The organism is Thiothrix sp., from assembly GCF_028714775.1.
GTDB lineage: Bacteria > Pseudomonadota > Gammaproteobacteria > Thiotrichales > Thiotrichaceae > Thiothrix.
On sequence record NZ_JAQTLS010000006.1, the window covers coordinates 106,030 to 125,077 of the forward strand.

The 19,048-nt window shown below is 50.5% G+C and carries 20 protein-coding genes and 1 CRISPR repeat array; all 20 genes read right to left on the bottom strand.

Going from position 1 to position 19,048, the window contains the following annotated elements:
* Positions 1–5: 5 nt before the first annotated feature.
* The 20 genes from cas1 to cas6 all read right to left on the bottom strand — a co-directional run bounded on the left by cas1 (position 6) and on the right by cas6 (position 19,036).
* Positions 6–1,001, bottom strand: a complete 996-nt coding sequence (gene cas1 / locus PHE17_RS06880; protein ID WP_301015085.1) for a CRISPR-associated endonuclease Cas1 — start codon at positions 999–1,001, stop codon at positions 6–8.
* A 12-nt stretch (positions 1,002–1,013) separates the two neighbouring features.
* The gene (cas2, locus tag PHE17_RS06885) at positions 1,014–1,346 is read right to left on the bottom strand and encodes a CRISPR-associated endonuclease Cas2 (protein ID WP_301015086.1); all 333 of its coding nucleotides are present in this window, start codon (positions 1,344–1,346) and stop codon (positions 1,014–1,016) included.
* 3 nt (positions 1,347–1,349) lie between these two features.
* The gene (cas2, locus tag PHE17_RS06890) at positions 1,350–1,637 is read right to left on the bottom strand and encodes a CRISPR-associated endonuclease Cas2 (protein ID WP_301015087.1); all 288 of its coding nucleotides are present in this window, start codon (positions 1,635–1,637) and stop codon (positions 1,350–1,352) included.
* The gene (locus tag PHE17_RS06895; protein WP_301015088.1) at positions 1,634–2,407 is read right to left on the bottom strand and encodes a radical SAM protein; all 774 of its coding nucleotides are present in this window, start codon (positions 2,405–2,407) and stop codon (positions 1,634–1,636) included. Before PHE17_RS06895 ends, cas2 (PHE17_RS06890) begins: the two co-directional genes overlap by 4 nt.
* Positions 2,408–3,151: 744 nt before the next feature.
* The gene (csm6, locus tag PHE17_RS06900; protein WP_301015089.1) at positions 3,152–4,315 is read right to left on the bottom strand and encodes a CRISPR-associated ring nuclease Csm6; all 1,164 of its coding nucleotides are present in this window, start codon (positions 4,313–4,315) and stop codon (positions 3,152–3,154) included.
* Positions 4,299–5,531: a TIGR02221 family CRISPR-associated protein gene (gene csx2 / locus PHE17_RS06905; protein WP_301015090.1), complete on the bottom strand. Its 1,233-nt coding sequence runs from the start codon at positions 5,529–5,531 to the stop codon at positions 4,299–4,301. The genes csm6 (PHE17_RS06900) and csx2 overlap by 17 nt, the downstream gene beginning before the upstream one ends.
* A 10-nt stretch (positions 5,532–5,541) precedes the next feature.
* Positions 5,542–5,835 (bottom strand): CRISPR-associated protein Csx16, encoded by a 294-nt coding sequence (csx16, locus tag PHE17_RS06910; protein ID WP_301015091.1) that lies wholly within the window; start codon positions 5,833–5,835, stop codon positions 5,542–5,544.
* A gap of 87 nt (positions 5,836–5,922) precedes the next feature.
* Positions 5,923–7,035, bottom strand: coding sequence for a type III-B CRISPR module RAMP protein Cmr6 (gene cmr6 / locus PHE17_RS06915; protein ID WP_301015092.1), 1,113 nt, complete (start codon positions 7,033–7,035; stop codon positions 5,923–5,925).
* Complete coding sequence (cmr5, locus tag PHE17_RS06920; RefSeq protein ID WP_301015093.1) at positions 7,032–7,424, bottom strand: type III-B CRISPR module-associated protein Cmr5; 393 nt, start codon at positions 7,422–7,424, stop codon at positions 7,032–7,034. Before cmr5 ends, cmr6 begins: the two co-directional genes overlap by 4 nt.
* Complete coding sequence (gene cmr4, locus PHE17_RS06925) at positions 7,424–8,302, bottom strand: type III-B CRISPR module RAMP protein Cmr4 (protein ID WP_301015094.1); 879 nt, start codon at positions 8,300–8,302, stop codon at positions 7,424–7,426. The genes cmr5 and cmr4 overlap by 1 nt, the downstream gene beginning before the upstream one ends.
* Positions 8,303–8,315: 13 nt before the next feature.
* Positions 8,316–9,443, bottom strand: a complete 1,128-nt coding sequence (gene cmr3 / locus PHE17_RS06930) for a type III-B CRISPR module-associated protein Cmr3 (RefSeq protein ID WP_301015095.1) — start codon at positions 9,441–9,443, stop codon at positions 8,316–8,318.
* On the bottom strand, positions 9,440–11,368 hold the full coding sequence (gene cas10, locus PHE17_RS06935) for a type III-B CRISPR-associated protein Cas10/Cmr2 (RefSeq protein ID WP_301015096.1): 1,929 nt from the start codon (positions 11,366–11,368) through the stop codon (positions 9,440–9,442). The genes cmr3 and cas10 overlap by 4 nt, the downstream gene beginning before the upstream one ends.
* Complete coding sequence (cmr1, locus tag PHE17_RS06940; RefSeq protein WP_301015097.1) at positions 11,365–12,555, bottom strand: type III-B CRISPR module RAMP protein Cmr1; 1,191 nt, start codon at positions 12,553–12,555, stop codon at positions 11,365–11,367. The genes cas10 and cmr1 overlap by 4 nt, the downstream gene beginning before the upstream one ends.
* An 85-nt stretch (positions 12,556–12,640) precedes the next feature.
* Positions 12,641–13,804 carry a DUF1887 family CARF protein gene (locus tag PHE17_RS06945; protein ID WP_301015098.1) on the bottom strand — a complete coding sequence of 388 codons (1,164 nt, stop codon included), beginning with the start codon at positions 13,802–13,804 and terminating at the stop codon, positions 12,641–12,643.
* A gap of 19 nt (positions 13,805–13,823) precedes the next feature.
* Entirely contained in the window at positions 13,824–14,651 is an 828-nt protein-coding gene (locus tag PHE17_RS06950) for a hypothetical protein (protein WP_301015099.1), read from the bottom strand.
* Positions 14,648–15,181: a hypothetical protein gene (locus PHE17_RS06955; protein WP_301015100.1), complete on the bottom strand. Its 534-nt coding sequence runs from the start codon at positions 15,179–15,181 to the stop codon at positions 14,648–14,650. Before PHE17_RS06955 ends, PHE17_RS06950 begins: the two co-directional genes overlap by 4 nt.
* A gap of 295 nt (positions 15,182–15,476) precedes the next feature.
* Positions 15,477–16,604, bottom strand: coding sequence for a CRISPR-associated ring nuclease Csm6 (csm6, locus tag PHE17_RS06960; RefSeq protein ID WP_301015101.1), 1,128 nt, complete (start codon positions 16,602–16,604; stop codon positions 15,477–15,479).
* Positions 16,605–16,635: 31 nt separating this feature from the next.
* Positions 16,636–17,154: a CRISPR direct-repeat array (repeat unit 29 nt; unit sequence TCCCTTCTAAATCAGGGCATCATTCAAAT).
* Between the two features lie 219 nt (positions 17,155–17,373).
* Positions 17,374–17,703, bottom strand: a complete 330-nt coding sequence (gene cas2 / locus PHE17_RS06965; RefSeq protein ID WP_301015102.1) for a CRISPR-associated endonuclease Cas2 — start codon at positions 17,701–17,703, stop codon at positions 17,374–17,376.
* Complete coding sequence (locus tag PHE17_RS06970; RefSeq protein ID WP_301015103.1) at positions 17,703–17,981, bottom strand: hypothetical protein; 279 nt, start codon at positions 17,979–17,981, stop codon at positions 17,703–17,705. Before PHE17_RS06970 ends, cas2 (PHE17_RS06965) begins: the two co-directional genes overlap by 1 nt.
* A 110-nt stretch (positions 17,982–18,091) precedes the next feature.
* Entirely contained in the window at positions 18,092–19,036 is a 945-nt protein-coding gene (cas6, locus tag PHE17_RS06975; RefSeq protein ID WP_301015104.1) for a CRISPR system precrRNA processing endoribonuclease RAMP protein Cas6, read from the bottom strand.
* Between the last annotated feature and the right edge of the window lie 12 nt (positions 19,037–19,048).

Genomic DNA, 19,048 nt, shown 5'->3' on the forward strand with positions numbered 1-19,048 from the left:
CCTTGTTATCCCAAATCAGTTTGCTTTAACACATCACGCACACGCATCACCTGCCCATTGATGATTTCCCCCAAACCCGCGTGGGGCCAATCGCCACCCCCATCAGGACAAAATGGGCGCGGGCAATGCTGGCGGAATTGCGCCCAAGCCGCATAAAACAGTGGGCGCACCCCCTTGCTCAGGCGGCAACCTTCGGCTTCACGGTAGTAAAAACTGCCCTTATCCAAGCGGGTGTTATGCAACCACCCCAACACAAAGGCATCCACACTGGCGCGGAAGATTTCCAGCACATCCAGCGGCAAGGACTCACGTCCCGGATAATCTTGGTGCAAAAAACCCAACGCCGGGTCGAACCCCGCCAGCAACACGGCATGGCGCACTTCCCCCAGCATCAGCGTATACCCCAACGACAACAACGCATTGACCGGATCACGCGGCGGTTGGCGGTTGCGCCCATTGAACCCCCATGGTTCTGCCAGCACTGTCCCTAACAGGGCAAACCATGCTGCCGCCACTTGGCCTTCCAACCCGGTGAGGCTATTGATGCTGGCGGCATCCGGCAGTTTCGCCAAGGTTTGTGTCACCTGTTGTTGGAAACGCTGCACGCCATCAGGGTCAGCAGCAAACAGGCTTTGCAAGCATTGTGCAGGCAAGCTGTAACCCAACAGTTTTTGTTGCACGACATAACGCGCCATCACTAACTGTTTGCCCGCGTCATCAGCACAACGGTGTTGCATCCGGCGCACGGGCAATTGGGTTGCCAAGCCAGCCCCCAAAAAGGCCGTTTGTTGCTTGCCACGCAAGTCCACCAAGATGGCGGGCACACCCGCATCAGCCAAGGCACGCCACACCGCGCTTTCCACCAACGGGTTGCCGTAGACCACAACCTGCCCCAACATCTGGATGGGCACAGTTTTGGCAGGTTCGTCCGGGCGTTCGATACGTAATGCCCCCGTGACATGGCGCACGGTGGTTTCTTTACGGTCAATGACCAGTAACATGGTTCCCCTCCTTTACCCAAATAAGGTTTGCACGACACGACCTATCCAGCCCTGTTCCGGCGTAGCAGCGGCTTTGCCCGCATACAGCCCTTGCATGGCATTGCTTTGTTGCCCCGCAGCCCAAATGCTGTGCGGCGAATTCACCGGGTACAGGCGGATGTCATCCTCACGCAGATGCGCCCGTTCACGTACCCCTTGCAGCGTTTGGGCAAGGTCAGCCGCCGAGCAATGCAGCAAAAACACCGATTTTTGCAGTGGCACGGCCTGTTTTTTCAGGTAGTAATGCACCTTGCGCAAGCGTTTCTCATCACGCACGTCATACGCCAGAATGTGCCATTGCTTCATGGGCTAACCCTCGTACCAAAGTGGCGCTTGGAAATGGTGGTTTTGCTTGACCGCCGTCACCATGCGCGGGGTGCGTTGCTTATCCATCCACGCCAGCATCAGGCTGTCCGTTTGCGGGTCGATTAACCCACTGAGTTGCAGGAACAGCTCCTCCGCCTCCCGCGAACCCAGTTGGCACTCAAACAGCGAGTATTGGGAAGCCAGCCCCCACGCCTTCAGGCAACGGTGTACCTGACGGCGGCGGCTGTTTTCCACAATGTCGTAAGCGATGACGGCGGCGCTGCGTTTCATGCGTTGACCCCTTGCAGCATGTCCACATGGAAGTTGTCCGCTGTACCGATCACGTCACTGTCGAGGGCGCGGCGCACACCATCCGCACCGATGAACAGCGCATTATCATGCTGGTTGTGTTCTGCGCCGCAGCGTTTGTGGAAGACGCGGTGTGCGCCATCGGTGTGCAGCCAGTCACCGCAGGCTTGACGGCTGTAACCGAGTTTTTCCCAGTTCACGGTGCGCAGGTTAGCGGTGCAGGTATCATCACCGAACATCTCGATCACCTTGCAGTCCACGCCCAGTTCACGGGTGCGTTTCACGAACTCAGCAGTTTCCTGCACGTCACGCAGTGGGTGGTTGACCCGCAGTTGCACGGGGAACTGTTGCGCGAGGCGGATGCTGCCTAGCACGTTGTGGATGCTGATGCCCATGCTGGCCTGTTGCGTTGCCGGGTCGAACGAGTCGATGTGCATTTTCAGCTCGTCGAGGTACGGCAGGGCGGCTTGCAGCAGTTGCGGATGGCCTGCGTGTGAGTCCATCGAGACGTGCGTGCCGGTAGCTTTGCACTGGCGGGCGATTTCACCCACTTGCTTGTGCAGGGTTGGTTCACCACCGCTGAGGATGATTTCCGCCGGAACGATGTTCGCCGCCGCCAGTTTGTCGAGGATCGACGTGACCGTGTGCAGATGCAGCAATGATGCACCTTGTTTGTCCTGCCCTTCGTTGTGGCAGTAAGCGCAGGTAGCCGTGCAGCGGCTGGTCAGCAGGAAGCGGATTTTCAGTGCCATGCGGAATCACCTCATTGGTTATTGCGTTTGTGGGAGTTGAATGGTTCGCATAGGGTTGGGCAGCCCCGCAGGGCTACCCGCTGGTGTGCGTCAGCGTTTGGTATCGCATTTGCACTTGTGTTTGAGGATGGTTGTCACCACCGCGATGGTGATCGGGATGATGATGTCCGTGAGGACGGGGGCCGCAATGATTGGCAGCATGGTTGTTCTCCTTGTGTCGGTTTAGGGTTTGTTGCAGGGGCAGTTGGCTTTAGCGACAACAGCCGCGACGATCATGACGATTAGGATAATGGGCATAGTGTTCTCCTTCGCTTTTACGGATTACTGTGTTTATTTTGTGCAGGTGGCCTTATGACCGCCTGCACGTTGGTTGTGGCTCAGTCGTCGTTGTCGCAGTCGCAGTTATGGTCGAGGATTACGGTGACGATGGCAGTGATGATGTTGATGATCAGGTTCATGGTTGCCTCCTTAACGGCGTGTAATAAAGTGGGCGTAGGTTAAGGCATTTGGATGGCTGCTTAACCGATGGCAAACTTGCGAACTTGCCATCGGTCGGTGTCTCAGTGGACGATGATTACGTCGTGGAGGATGTCCCACCAATCACGTGGACGGCGGGCATGGAACGGGAAGTGCTTATCCTTGGGGATACGTGGGATGCAGTTCATGTTGTTGTCCTCATCTGTTGTTTCGATGGGGACAGTTTGAATGAAAAAATCAGGGCAACGATTTACACAAGCTTGCTGGTTAAAAAATGGGCTTCTTGAGTTGTTTTACAGGGTATTCAAAACTGATGTGTTCAGGCTTCAACTCGTCAGATAAGCTGTATTGCATGGCGTTTTTTTTTCCGCTTGATTGTAGTAAATAGGCTTTTGCTTTGGGCTTGCCGAGTGTCGCATTAAGTTTTTTATTAATGTTCGTGCGTGGTGCACCAAAGTAGTCGGTATCCATGCTATTAACGCTCTCCTCAGCATGGATGTAATGTCCAGATTCCTTGGATAGTTCGGCATAAACGGCTTTGAATTCTTCGGCAAGTACCGACTTTGTCACTTTGTCAGCTAACGTAATGACAACTTTTCCGGCTTTGTGACGTTGCAACATCCATACATATAATGCCAGTTGAGCAGGTGGCAACTTGATTTCTTCCCCGCCGCAATACAGTGTTACCACAGCCTCGTAAACGATACGCACGCTAATAGGTGCAAGCTGCCTTTGAGCAATGGCGATAATGTCGCTGTAACTTTTGTCGGAGTCATTCAATAAATCATCAGTCAAACCATCACGCAGGCGGATGAAGGGTAATTTGCCCAGCATTACGTTGACATCGCGGGCATCGAAGCTATCACCCGTCCACTGGTTGGTAATTATCTGACTCTGTGCAGTGGGGTAGTAAAAACCGGGTACAGCGTAGCGGTCATCGACCAATACATGTGACATACAGTCTTGGATGCGTCCGAAAACTGACATGGCGTAACCAAGATAATAGGTCATAGTCTTACGTCCACCAGCAATGGAAACATGCAGGCTGGAATCTTCTTTTGTCAGTTTGCGCACTTTATCGGTGATGAAGTTTGCGGCAATTTCATTTTCTTCTGATGTGGTAATGTCATTCAGATACCGCTTGTCTTTACCAATGCAGCACAGGTGAATTTTGTTGGAAGCGGGGGGTATCATTCCATAGTCACGATACAGTTGGTAAATCTTGCCCGTATCACCCAGCAGTTTTTCTTGTAGATTTGCGTAAACTCCTGCTGTGGTGATGATATATATTTCCGTCGGCAGATAAGGTGGTTCTGCTTTTTGGGTCAGTGCGTAAAGTGTTTCAGTAACAATCGCAGGTGTGCCGCCTGCGACCGCCAATAAAATACGCTGCTCAAAGTCTTCCGGTTTGGTTTTAGTTATTGTTGTCATGCTTGATGCCCTGTGATGATGATTTTCCTAGTGTCCGCCAGTTTTTGATGTAGTCGCCGAGGGTGGCACGCAGGGATTGCTCATTTTGCAGAACTTTACTAGATTCTTGTCGCCAGCCTTTGATGCCATGCGCCATGCCGTTACGGATGTCACTGAGACGTGCAAAACGTCCATCAGTCTTTTGCATGGTTTTTCGGTTGGTTTCGCGCTGGTCGTTAAATTCACTTTGCTGGTCATTAGGCATTGAGTCACTCAGGCAAGCTTCTTGAGTAAAGATGCTGGCACGTAGATAGTCACCTTGGTGGTAGTAGGCATCTGCAAGTGAGGCTTCCCATTCGGCACGTTGGTTTGGTTTCCACCATGAGAGGCGGCGTTTGAGTTCGTCACCAAACAAGGAAAGGAATGTGCCGTTACGCCGATCTAATGCCTGATTTAGGCTGGAAAGCTTTTGCCGTGCTTTGACCACATTAGTGGTACGTTCAAAGAATGCTGCTTCGCGTAGGGTTTGGCATTCGGTATCGCTCCAACCTTCATTTGGCAATAAGTCAGCAAATGGAGCATAGTTACCGCTAGCATCGTAAGCGGCGAAGGCTTGAATCCAATCCATCGTTCGCAACAAGCCGCGCAAGTTCAGCACAGGGGTTTTACCCGCTTGGGTCATATCCAGTGCGCCGTAGTAGATACCTTCGACCTCAATGCGCTTGACCCGTTCCAGATAATGCGCTGCCAATAAACCTAGCATGGGAAGGTGTCGGAAACCGTGGGTTACATCCATGATGACATGTTCTTGTGGTTGGATGTGGTTAGCAATTGCGGCAAGAATACCAATCTGTTCAGAGGTATCACGGGCATAGGGAATGATCTTCATCTCGACGGCACAACCAAGACGTTTTTCAATTAGTGGTGCGAATTCGTTCAAGATAGTTTCATTCACGCTGTTGCTTTGCGTCAACTCCATCAGACGCAAGCGGCTGCTTTCTTGTTCTGTGTCGGTGGCATGGTCTTCGATCAGCACATCCCACATGCTACCGGATGTCCCCAGCAACAGAATTTTTCCCGGTTGCACATGTTCAGCCAAAGCAAACCCAAAGTAAGCAGTTTTGTATAATTTATCGTCGATTTGGTAGCTGGTTTGGCTATAGCCGCTATGGGGCTTTTTACCCAAAAAGCTAATTAGGGTAGGCTTGCTCAAGGTATTGGTGTCCTTATTTATCATGATATAACGTTCATTGTGATTTGTGGGCAGAATAGCCTTCCAACCGTGCACCGTAGCTGCGCATATCATCGGCTGTCAATTCCTTGCCCCGCGCACCAGCAGGCAGTTCCAGCGTAAGATGGAAATACCTGCTGCCGCGTGCGTTTACTTCAGCTACCAGATTGATTGGCAGTGTTCCAAGGATCGTGTCACCCGGCTGCACGATTTCCACATCGAAATGCGCTAGTCGCTCATCGACGTGAAAGCCTTCGGATTCTGCCCAGTCCGCAGCACCAGGGTGGCGGGAGATGAAGTAGGTAGTCATGGTATGCCTTTGTTGTTACAAGAATGCGCAATGTACCTCAAGGGAAACGGATTGGCAGGTTTGGCAAGCTTGTCATATAAATGAACATCACATTATATCTAACAGTTCATTTAAGTTGCCTTGGCTACGGACAATAGCAGTTGCTGTTAACCTGTTTTTTTCCAAGAGCTTGCGCTTGTCATCGGATAGCTTTGCCAATAAGCCTTTGGCGGTTTCCCCCTTGATGGACGCACGCTTCTTATTGCCAAGTGCGGTAATTTCCCCACTGCCTTTTTGGTATTGGAATGTGGCTTTTTCCCATTGCTCATCCTGTTTCTGGATCGTTGGTGCATTGGTTTTGTTAGCAGACTCTGGCTGCATTCCGCCATAACCTGTTGCTGTTTTGCCACCTGCACCTGCTTGCTCCAAGACGCGATTCAATACATCCGCGACATCGGCTAAATCAATCGCTGGGCGTTTGCTGTCAGCATTTGGGTATTGGCGCAGCGCAAAACTGAACAGTAAAGTAACTTCTTTTGCCACCAAAAATGAAACCGGAACAGGGTCATGCCAGTCAGCAGGAACGGCTTCGGTTTGTCGAGTAACATCAGTGATGTCCCCACCTTTCTCATACCACTTCCCCATGTGAGGGGTCATGATGTCCACACCTAATGTCACGGGTTTGATAGGCAACGCATCAAAGAAAACCAGATTACCCGCTTGACTGTCATAAACCTGTTTCGCAGGGTCTTTGTGGTCACTACCAAACCAATCGAACAGCAATTTCTGGCGATTTTCAAGCGTATCATCCAGATAGTTTTCAATGTAACTACGTACCAGTCCTTTAACCGCAGCACCCATTAGATAGGGCACGCCCAAGGTTGGATGCCACGCGAAACCATTTTCTACCGGATGCGGATTGCCCATGCCAGTCACAAAATGCCAACTGGCTTTGAATACATGGCTTTGCCCTTGCAAGCTGGCGGCTAACCGCATTTGGGCTTGGATATGAGCGGCAAGCTGTTTGTCATCACCTGCTTTCTTGTTGGCGAAATTTCTGAGCAACCAGTAAGCATTCCCCATCTGGTTGTTATTGGTGGTTGGTTTTAATACATCCCAGTTGCGCGGGTCGTATTGGTCAAAGAAACGCTCGAACCACAGCCCAAGGTTGCCTTCACATTTAGTGGGTTTTTCACAGTTGGCGTATAACGGTGCTGTCATTGTCCGCTTCCCCCTTGATTATCATCGCCATCAGTCATGAAGGCTTTGGCGAATTTCTTGACCCAATCCATCAGGGCTTGTGCTTCGGCTTGAGCAAGACGGTAAGCGTGCATGTCTTTGGTTGTAATGCCTTCCAGCAAGTTGGCACAGCCTGCATACGGCTGACCTTGTTGGCACAACCAACCAGATAGCAGGTTATACAACTCGCCATGCGTGTCACCTTTGGATTTGAAAAACGCGGCAGCTTGCCCCAATCCATTCATGTGAATCATCGCGGGTAAGTTGGAGGCGTAGCTTTTGTATTCTTTGTGGCTAATACGTGGGTTAGTCGCTGCTTGATTGACTTTTTCCAGGGCATATTTAGCACGTTGTTGCTGGATGGTTTGCATTATTTGCCTCCCATGTTCTTGACTGCACACCAGCCCATACCGACGGTTTCATTGCCACCGACTTGTAGCCACGGTTTATCAGTAAACAAGCCTGTAACCGCACCCAAGATGGCGCTTGCGGGCATTTCGGCATCTTTGGCACGGGCGTTGACGGCACTGATACCGACGTATAACAGCGTTTCCGGTGGTAAGGTTTCTTCGTACCACAATGCACCACTGCGGACGGTTTTGGTGTCAGAATCAATAGCAATGTGAGCATTGACGGGAGTGGCATGTTGGCACAAATGCGCGAACATATCGTTACTGACGATCACCAGTTGCTGTTGCAAGGCTGCTTGCGCATCATCACGCTGGATCAGATTTGCCAGTGAGGAAATCAGGCTATCCACGTTTTCTGATTTTGCCTCAAAACGGTATTCCTCCAGGAAGAGTGCGCCAGCGGTGGTTTGCGTTGGTACAACGGCGTTATTCCCATTCACCTCTGGAATGGCCACTTTTGCAGTGTTTACCCCAAAGCGGTCGGCATCACGTTGGAAACGTTTTAACGCATCGGGGCATGTTGCCCATTTGAACTGTGAGGTCAGGGAGCGGATCGGTAATAGTAACAAGCGTGCATCGCTGACCATGATTGCCCCGGCGTGTTCGCTGGCGTTGTTGGTGTCAGGGCCGAAAACGAAAGTCACGCTGGTATTGCTTTTGCCGTATTGGGTTTCAGCACGAGTGCGCAATGCGCCTTTCATCGCCGAGCCAAATACGCAAGGGTAGCCGTTATGCCCTTCACGTTGGATAGGTAGGTCGATAACGCCTGTGTTTGAACCTGTACCAGCGTGGATTGAGGTTTGTGCCAGTAAGCCCAGAATAGTGTTTGCTTGTTGCATGATGTTGTTCCTTTTAATCTTTTGACCACAGCCCAGCCGCCAGATGACCGTAGCCATATGCACTGAGTTCGCCGATTTGTGTATTGTTTAAGGCTTGGATAGCCGCTTGCGTATCGCCATTTTTGGCGGTGCAGAAGAACACGCTACCTGCCGGAATCAAGCTGGTGACAGCACGGGGTTGGTGCTTTGCCATATCCCAGCCGCCTTCGCGCAAGGCTTTGCCGGTAACTGCTCCGTGCAATTCCAGTTCAATGCCATTGAGTGTGCCTGTCCAGACCGTTTGGTTATCGCGTTCTTCGCGAGTAAAGCCGGGGAGCGGTTGCCATTCCTTGCCTGCTGGTTGGATGGATAACGGCGTTAGCAGGTACAACAGCAGCCCTTGTGGTTTGTTGCTGAGTATCCTTGCGCTGGGGAACGCATCCGGTGAGCTTTTAACTTCTATGCAAGCAGTACGCCCCTCACCCCCTAAACGGATCATCGCTTTGGGTGGCATATCATTCGGCAAGCCGCTGGCATCCAGTTCAACCGACAGCCCTTGGTGAGGGCGGATGTGCTGGGTCTGATACAACAAGCCCTTTTCGACAGTACGGCTGGTGTTATCGCGGGCAATACCAACCCGTGATTCCCGCCCGAATAAGTCTTTGGCAGTTTTAACGTGCTTGGCGTCTGGCTTGTCACCATTCAATACGGCAATCAGCCCATCGGCGGTTAGCCACGTATTTTCCAGGGGTTTGCTGCCTTTGGCATTGTCATTGGGTAACTTCGGTAGGCGTACCTGTTTGCCTAAGTCACACCAGATGCCTTTAGTGTCCAACGTTAAGCGATAAAATATTTGGTCTTTTTGCATTAGCAACAAGGGTGCTGGGTAGAGGCGTTGACCATCCAATGCCAGCCATACACCTTGGAAATGCAGCTTGCCCAAGTCATCGCCAAAACCGATATGCGCGACAGCGGGGTGGTTCACGTCGAATTCGCGCCAATTAACCTGCATCTGTTCGCCGATCAGGGTGCGGATTGCACCTGCTAATGTACGTACTGGCGGTGGGAAAACGCTTTGCAATTCGCCCATAGATTCCATCGGGCGTGACTCGCGGAAAAACAGCGTGTCAGTGGCGTTAAATACCAATGTTTTTTTGCTCATCGTTCAACCCCTTTTTGTGACAAGAAACGCACCAGTAATGCACCATCAGCCTCCAGTCGTTTACTTCGCTTCCACTTTTTATTGTCGGTTTCATCTTTGTCGCGGGTAACGGGGCGGCATTGAATCATGAGGGGGCGAATCCGGTCGCTGGCTTGATCCATCGTTTTCAAGTCAGATTTACCGGAGTTCAGGTATTCCATCGCCATGAGACTCAAGGCTGCTTCGGATTGCAGAATGCTGTCCTCCCCCGTTTTTGCATCAGGGTTTAGCAAGTTAAAACGCTCACGAATTTTGTAGAAGAACTTGCTGGAGAACTGCTCTTTGTCATCCTTGATGTTTTGGAAGGAATCGGCAATTTCCTCCAGATAGGTTTTATCAGTCTGCGGATTCAGGGCAATTTCCCACGGTTGTGCCCATTCAATCTGTAAGCCGCCCGGTTTCCACACGCGAATAGCCAAGGCATCACGCCCACGCCCGTCTTTAGCGACTTCATCCAGCAGGTGATGTGCGTCTTTCAGCACTTTGGTCAGTGGTGTTTTGATGTGCACAAACTCAATCGCACCGGAAAGCGTGGTGGGAATTTGCTTACGGTCAAAGCAGCCCATGTAGTGACTACGGAGTTCAGTCGCGCAGGGAATGGCATCTTCCAACGGCAGGATTGCCAACACATCATCACCGCCCGCGTAGATCAGAAAGCCGTTGTGCTTTTCAATAATAGGGGGAACACCTTTGGTAAATTTGGCTAAACCGTTGGTGATTTGCCCTTGCTTACCCAAGTCACTCATGTGCGAACCGAGTGAATCCCCATCCATCAGTAAAATAGCGTAGAACGGGGATACAGGATCAGATTTGGCACTTTTGCTGATGGCGCTTAGTGCTATTTGTACCCGTTTAGCTTGTACTTGGTCTGCAAAGATATTTTTGTTTTCCAGCATGTTGCTAAAGAATACGTTACCGTCCAGTGAGCGCAGGCGTTTGAAGTCTTTGGCATTCGGCAGCCTTTCGAGGCAATGAATATTCGTTGCCCATTCACCGTATTCCATGCCCGTCAGTTCAGCAGCCGCATCATGGAAATTTTGTAAAATATGTGAGTCAGCATTGTTCAGGGTTGCTTCCAGCCAATGAACTGCTGCCATGTAAGTCACGGATGGCACGGCACTGGGCACTTCCCAGCCTTTCAGTTGCCAGCCCTGCTTCATGGAATGTTGCAGCTTGGCAAAATGGCGGCTGAAACGACGTTTGACGAAGGCGATAGCACACAAAGCTTCGTTTTCTGCCAAGTCGCTCTTCATGCCATAACGCCCGTTGGCACGCACGCTATTCCAGAACTTGTTCATATCCGCACGGTTGGGGCTGGGTTCGCCGGAAAGCTCTTGCCAGCCCTCCATCATTGCGCATTTCACGCCGGGTTCTTTCGGTGGGGTGTAAGAACGCCAGTTTTTGCGTTTGTCGAGTGCGGCACTGTCACTCTTATCAGCGGTAATGACCCAACTCATATCCCAGAAATTAGCAATTTGCTGCTCCCAGATAGTGTTTGCTGGTGTATCAGAACCCAGCCCTAAATCTTGCGCCCAAACCTCGGTAGCTAGGGCTTGCCATGCTTCCTGCACAGCAGCGGCTACTTGTTCTGGTTCAAAGGTTTTAGGGTCAACCGCTGCAACCAAGCTCTTAAAACGATTGGGAATACTGCCTTGCTTTGGTTCAGTGCCTTTTTCTCCTTTACCAGTCAGCCACCCCATGTAATTGTCATCGGCATTTGGGAACTGGATTTCCCCTTTTTGGTGTTTCACCGCTTGAATCGCTACGGCTGCCAGCCATGACAGGATGAATGACCCTGCCCAGAAATCGCGGGTACGGCGAGCTTGCGATACAAAGCCTTGCACGGGGCCGAGAGTGAAGTGAAAATAGTGGGTGTTGTTGCTCATCGTATAGTTACCCCGCTGACAATGCTTTGTTTACCCTGAAAACGCACATTGCCTTTATTATCGTTGCCGTCTAAGAAGTCGGTTAGGACTGACCATTCGATTTTTGCAGGAACGTTTGTGCCACCCGCATTGATTTTCTCTCCCTGTGGTAGGAATGTTGAGGGTAGCAATAGTGAAATTCCGATGTATTCAGAACCTACTTTATGGACGTGAAAGAATAAAGGGCTAGCACGGCGATCATGACTTTCTGGCACGATTGATAGACGTTCACCTTTGCCGTAATTGTGCGGTAAACCAAAAATTACCCGTTTGGGATGAAAATCTCTGGGGAAATGACCTTTGCTCCAATCATGATCGGCTTTGAAACGCTTTTCTGATGGTTCATTCAGCACTTTTCCATCCTTCCCCCAACTGCGATATAGCAACATTTTTTTACCAAAGGCGTTCAACGCATCGTATGGGGTTGCTGATTTCTCCAATAGGTCAATGCGTGTTTCTTGACTAAATGCGCTAAACGGTGGCTGTGCAATGGTGCTTAGGTTGCTGAGTATGCCGTGAATGGTTGCAGTGTATTCAGCGTTTGTTTTTGGTGCTGACCATGTTTGTTTTTCTGCTTGTTTGGGGAGCTTCTCATGGAGTGCTTCTAGGGTAATCGAACCCATGCCATGCCGTGTTCGGCTGCCTAAGCCACCGATTAAGCCAAAGAGCATCAAGGCTTGTTTAAGTGAATCTTCAAGGGGATTGAATGAAGTCAGTGTTACCGTGAATGTCTGATTTTCATTGAGGCAGTCACGAACAAGTTGTCCGGCTTGAGTACCTTTCGCACGGCTAGCAAACGCTTCCATCAGACCATAACCCAAGTAGCGAGCCGCCGCCTGTTTCGTGAATTCTGAATGTGTTGCCCCAGTAGTTGTTTTGGTTAACTTCTCAGAAATAACCCGCAACGTAAACGCGGCGGCGTTGCCTTTATCAGCGGATGAGCCAAATAACGCGCTTTCTTGCTTGTGCAATTCTTTCAAGTCGCCAACCTTGCCCCACATCAACGCCCGCCACCAAAAGCGCAGCGCACCTTTGACCGAAGCGGGGGAGATGCCGGATGCTTTTTGTTCTGCATCCCCGATGAACATCGGGGTCACAATCCGGTATGTTGCCCGGATACTATGCGGTTCTTTGAAGGATAGTGCCATGATTAGCCTTTTTGTCGTTGATGCAATAAATTTATAAATATGAGTATTAAGTAAACATCAGTGTATGTCATCACTGACAAGCTTGTCAGTGGGAAATCCCCTCCATCCAGCTCATGAGAAAGTCCCGCAGCTCCCACGGGTAAACCACTTTGATCTGTTTAGAATGCGCCCGTTGCAAGGCTGGCTCTGGCAGCGGCAGGGCGCTGAGCAAGACTTTTGTGCCAAACAAGCCGGTCAGTTGCTCACCAATGCTGCTGGTTTTGTAGACGATTTCGTTGGCAACGACGTTTTTGTGTTCCAGCTTCATGGTTTTGCACTCCATCATCAGCAGACGATTTCGGTGCACGATCAATAAATCCAGTTCATTGGTAACGTTGGAGTTCAGCCAGCGCAATTTGATACCGCAGCCCACATCACCGTCGTCACCCAGCCCGATGTCGATGGCGGTGTGATAGGCAAATTCTTCCAGCCATAGCCCATTGACGAATTCAGTGCGTTCAACATCAAGGAAGGTTAGATATTGATTGGCGCGGAAATGTACGATATTCAACACATCCATGTGCTGTAAAATATCGTGCCACACATATTCCAGCGGTCTGGTAAATTGCTGTTCGGGGGCTTCCAGACTGTTATGGTCAACGGCAAGAGCTGAACTTGCCATGCCGTTTAAAACGCTAATCAACCCAGACCTTGTGCTATCAATGCTGAGTCGTGCAAGTTGCACCGCCGTAGTTTTGCGGCGCATCGCACATTCTTGCCACGCGGGGCTATCCGAACGAATTTCGGTGAAAACAGCGCCGTATGCCCGCAAATATTGGGGAATATCCAACACCGCTGGAATAGGTTCATCGTAAGTGCTAGGGCTGAGGTATTCGATGCAGTTGTTGGCAGTATCTGCATAAATAACACGGCAACCGACCGCCCCGAAAATATCCAGCATCCCCAGCGACATGAGTTTATTGCCCCCTGTGATGTTTAAAGTCACTCGAGCATTCGGATAAGCCGTTCCGATATGCACATACAGGTTGCGGGCATAAGCATGGATTACACTCATGCGCGTATCTGGCATGTTGAAATGGGTAGTAAACTCAAATTGTTCGGCACTCAGCAAGCCTTCAAAGCGAGCCGTCAGACCGCGTTGCGCCATTAGTGCGGTGCTTTGAATGAGCACCAAGTCCGGCTTTTCCACCAACACGGGAATGTAGTTTGCCAGTAACTGATCCGAAATAATGCAGATGTGAATATGCACGATGGTGTCTTTGCCTGCTTTATTGTGAGTGTTTTGCCAGACCGACGATAAAACTAACAACTAAGGCTGCACCTGTCAATGCTCCTACGACGGGCAGTGATAATAATGCTCCAAGGATAGTTATTTTGACTGCTTTTTTACCTGCTGCCCAAGCCGCAAGCCATTTGAAGCGCTCATAGCTGATGTCGCCACGTTGATAGCGTTGCCATAGTTTCCAGATCACGATACTAAGAGACATCACGCTAAAGGTCGGCACATAATCCCATAGCGTGTCGGTGGCATCAGCTTCCAGCAATTTATCGACAAAGCTTTCCACATCAGTGGTGAGGTCTTCATTGGCTATGCCAGTGCTCTCCAGTTCCATCTTGTCGGCAAGTTCGCTGGTAATGGCTATTTGACCATCGGGGTGTGTATCCAACCAATCCTGCACATAAAAGCTACTGTCGGTGGCTTTTAGCTGCACCTCCCATGTTTCGCCACTATCATCGTCGACCAGTTGAATATCAGTATCGGGGTGATTGGTGTCAGCAAAAAACGAGGCATGAACACTATCGCCGTCGGTGTTTTCGATGCGCACAAATTCCATCTCATGCAAGATGCCTTTTACGTTGGAAATCAAGCCCAGTTGCTGAGCCTCATTCATGCTATACAAATAGTCTTGAATGCCTGATAACGGTGTATCTTGCAAAAACGGGTTGGCACGTTTTAGTGCTGCCAACACCATCCTATCAGTATCATCAAGAGCCGCAAACGCATCGGTGCGGGCGACGCTGGCGAGGGCCGCAATGATGGCAAGCGAGTCCAATCGTGTTTGCAGATATTGCACTAGGGGCTTGTGCTGTATCATGACAAGGGTGTTCCTGCCGTTTTTACATCCTGTTCCGCGACTTTACCTTGACGTTTACCCTGTTTAAATGCATCGCGCCAGACGGCTTTCAACACTGAGTCACTAATGGCTTCGTTACGTGCTTTCGCAGAAAAATAGAAATCGGCAACAGTCATGATGGCGTAGGTCAGGGCATACACCAGCGGAATGGTCAGTGCACCGCCCATGCCCCATGTCACCGTTTTCCAGATTCCGATGGCTACCTGTTGTGCAATAAAACCCAGCCCCAGTAGACCAATCATTTCCTTCACCCAATCCAGTGCTTCTGATTCACTGACGGGTACGCCACGAATTGCTGCAATACGGCTGGAAAAATACGCTTGAATCGGAGTCAGAATAAAAATATCCGCAAATGGAATAGGTTGCACCGCAATACCCGCGCAGGCAATACAGGCGTAATGGGTGATACGGGAAACCTTGGTGTCATCATTAATATCCTGACGGCCTTCAATTTCCAAAATCTCATTTTTAAACTTTTGAATGATAGTCATGATGCTCGCTCCCGTTTTATTTTGTTGCAATTGACTTTTAGATATATGGTTTTTAATGATAACGAACACGACAATGGTCGAGGTGATGGATTGTTGCAGTATCGCTTATTTTTTAGTGTTTACTGTTGTTGGGCGTGTAATCCTATTAATTCTGCCTTAGTGTTATTGTGCGCTTTGCGTAGGTTTCTTCCGGTTTTTGAATGTGCGTGTTAATTAATATGGGTCAATTGTAAGTGAATAATGTTGGGTGTGTCAGTGATGACAAGCTTGTCAACCCAACAACAGTTAGCATAATTTATGCGCCCATAATAAACGTCAATGATGCTGCTGGCAACGTGATTCCAAATCTTGTCACAGGACGGTTGCCATGTGCCTGCAACAAATACGGTTTTGCGCCAGCGATACCCAATGTTTTTTTTAGTATTTTGTGGGTGTTGGACTTGCGCTCATCGAACCATGCCTTATTCATGCCGCCTTTGAGGGCGTGCGCAACTTGTTCAAAGCTGCCATTTTCCCCGTGCAGGCGGGCATAAACACCCAGAAATTGGGTTGCCAATGACGGCGTTTCGCTATCTGTCCAATGGATAGGGGGAAGGTCGCGCATACGCCTTTCCAACATCCAAACATAAAATGCCAATTGCACGGGTTGCATAGCTACGGGCACAGAACCACAGGTCAGTACCGCACGATTCCAGTCAAAATGCACTTTAGGCAGGTCAAAACCCCGTTGGGCGGCGGCGATAGTGGCGCTGAACGTGCTGCTGCCTTCCAGTAAATCACTTGGCAATCCATCACGCAGGCGCACAAAGGGAATATCTGCCAACGTCACGTTAACCGCCGATGCATCAAAGTCCGCGCCATCCCGGTCTTTCAGCCAGCAGGTTTGTGGGGGTGGGTAGTAAAAATCCTTGAGGAAAAAATAGCAGTCATCCACCAATACATGCTTGAGTCGGTCTTGCGGCCTGCCAAACAGCGACAATGCGTAGCCAATGTAATACGTCATGGTGCGGCGACCACCTGACAACAATGCACACAAACTTGACGTTGGGTCGGCGGTAAATTGCTGCAAGCGGTGGCTAATAAAATCTGCGGTATGTTCATTATCCTGCTCTGAGCGCACATCCCATAACACCTTATTTTGATGGTCAGTAATCAAATGAAACACGGGTGTCGTGCAGGCCATCGGTAAGCCGTAGTCCTGACACAAGCGCAGCAACCAGCCGTTATGCACGAGTGCTTGCTGTACCAGATCACACCCACGTTCGGTGGTAATGATGTGAATCTCGGTTGGAATGTAGGCGGGTTCAGAGGTTTGGGTGAGGGCGTAGAGTGCCTCAGTAATGGTTTGGGGCGAATAGGCTTCGACTGCCACGAGGATGCGGCGCGGGTAGGTATGGGGCGTGGGTATCGGTGTTTGCTGCATGTGGGAATTATAGCCAACAAACACCCCTCTGTCCCTTCTAAATCAGGGCATCATTCAAATGGGATGCGGTGCAGGATTGGCGAGGGTTTGATGAGTCTTAATCCCTTCTAAATCAGGGCATCATTCAAATATCGCTAAGGCCATAAGGAAACAAAATGAACCCACGTCTTAATCCCTTCTAAATCAGGGCATCATTCAAATGCTGATATGAAACCGCAAACACTCCACGTCGTGGTCTTAATCCCTCCTAAATCAGGGCATCATTCAAATGCTGACCAAACAGGTAAGGGCGCATCCTTGTATATGTCTTAATCCCTTCTAAATCAGGGCATCATTCAAATAGAAATGGAACAAGCTAAACAAAACTATGTGCTGTCTTAATCCCTTCTAAATCAGGGCATCATTCAAATGTTTGGCAGTAGTCGAAGTCACGAAAGGTCAGGAGTCTTAATCCCTTCTAAATCAGGGCATCATTCAAATAATGATTATGTCACAACTCATGTATGATAGCATAGTCTTAATCCCTTCTAAATCAGGGCATCATTCAAATTGGCTCGTGTCGAATCGGCCTTTTGAATCAATTGGTTACACAGACCTTTAGCAGAAAATGCGCGGTACAAAAAGTTACCTTGGCACAAAATTGATCAAGTCATATTGTTAAACCAACTACACGGTCAGGTTTCCCGTGTTAATGGCCTGATTCTATACCGATCAGGCAGGCGGTGAAAGCATTATGACAACGCCACACCGCAAGGTGAACCGGGTTGTATTACCCCTCCAACGAATCCAGATTATAGCGCAACTCTACGGGTAGCTTCACACCAGTCAGCATCAGCCCGTCATCCCAGAATTGCTTACCCAACTTCACCCACTCAGGCTTATCGGGAAGGGGGTAAATGCGGATGTCGTCCTGTTTGGGGTGGATCAATGTCCGCAGGTGGCGGATGACCTTTTGGCGGCGTTCCCCATCCAATTCCACCAAAAATACCGAATACTGCAAGGGCAAAGCAATCTTTTTCAAATAGCGGTGAACCCGCCCCAGCCGTTTCGGGTTGGCAATGTCATAAGCAATAATGTGTGGTAAGCGGCGGTTTGCCATCAGTCAGCCTCCTGATGCTTAAGGCTACGCCATAGCCGGTTGAGTGCAATCCGGGCGCGTTCCTCAAAATGTCCCTGCTGCGTTTCGTAAAACTGCACCATGCTGTAACGCCAACCCCGCTCGGTGGGCTGCGGTACATTGCCATGCAGCACCAGCCAATACGCCTCCAATAGCAGCAACTTTTCCACATCCCTTGATAAGTGGACACGGCGCGTTAGCGGCAGGTGGATGTCGTCGCACACATCGTAAGCGGCGAGGTAAAGGACACGCTCGGTCATGGTGGTTTCCCCGGCTTGCTGTAGCTCTATGGGAAATCATGCGGGAAAGGGGCTGGGTTGTCTGCAATGACAAGCTTGTCAGTATCCGCATGTGCCAAACGGGGAACCCGTCAGGTCAACTCCACTGCATACTCGCCCATTCCCATCACCGCGCCTTTGCCAATATGCACCCATTGCCCCAACCACAACCAAGGCCAGAATTCAGCCAATTGTTCCACTGGCAAACCGAAGCTCCCCAATAGCCCCCCCATCTGCACCTTGGTTTGTTGGCGGTTGGAATAGCGCGACCACTCATACCAGTGCAAATCCTGCGCCAACACAGGTATCCCGGCGGCACGCTGGCTCAGCGCCTTAAAGTCCAAGGTTAGCTCTGCCCCAGCATGATGCGCGTGCAACAAAGAAATGCGCCGCATCAACGGCGTAAAAAAGTTCTGGAAATTGAACCGCCCACCATGCACCAGTTTGCCATCCTGAACTATCCGCAACGGTGTCTTAAAATGGATGCGTACCGACTCCGGCAACGGTGGGATTTGTGGAACCCCTATTGGCAATGCCTGCAAACTGCCCCCAACCTCATGGATCGGTTGCCACGCCGCATCCCCCAACGCATTGGCCTGGGCCACCCGCAATAACTGGCAACGCCCATCCCCCTTGCCTAAACCCCTTTCACCCACCTGCTGCAAGGCATGGATCAAATAGGGCAAGTGCGCCGCAGCACCCCCCAATAACGTCAGGTACAACTCGAAACACTCCCCCGGCACATACTGTTTACCCGACGTTGCCAGCGGATGCAGGATGTAAGGGTGGGGTGCAGCATTAATCTTTTCCAACAATGGCTCTTGGCCTGCCGGGGTTTCAAACACATAACTGTAAACGCAAGACCCCTGCAACAGGCAATGCTTGCACTCCGGCTGATGGGTAATGCACACGGTACGCCGCAATGCATGACCAAATGCACCGCGCCATGTCGAACCCGCGTAAGCCGGAAATTGGATAGCGGTTTCTGCCCGGAACGTGAAGCGGTAGCGGGCGACTGGAAGCTGGAAAGGCGGCATGGAAACCCTTTA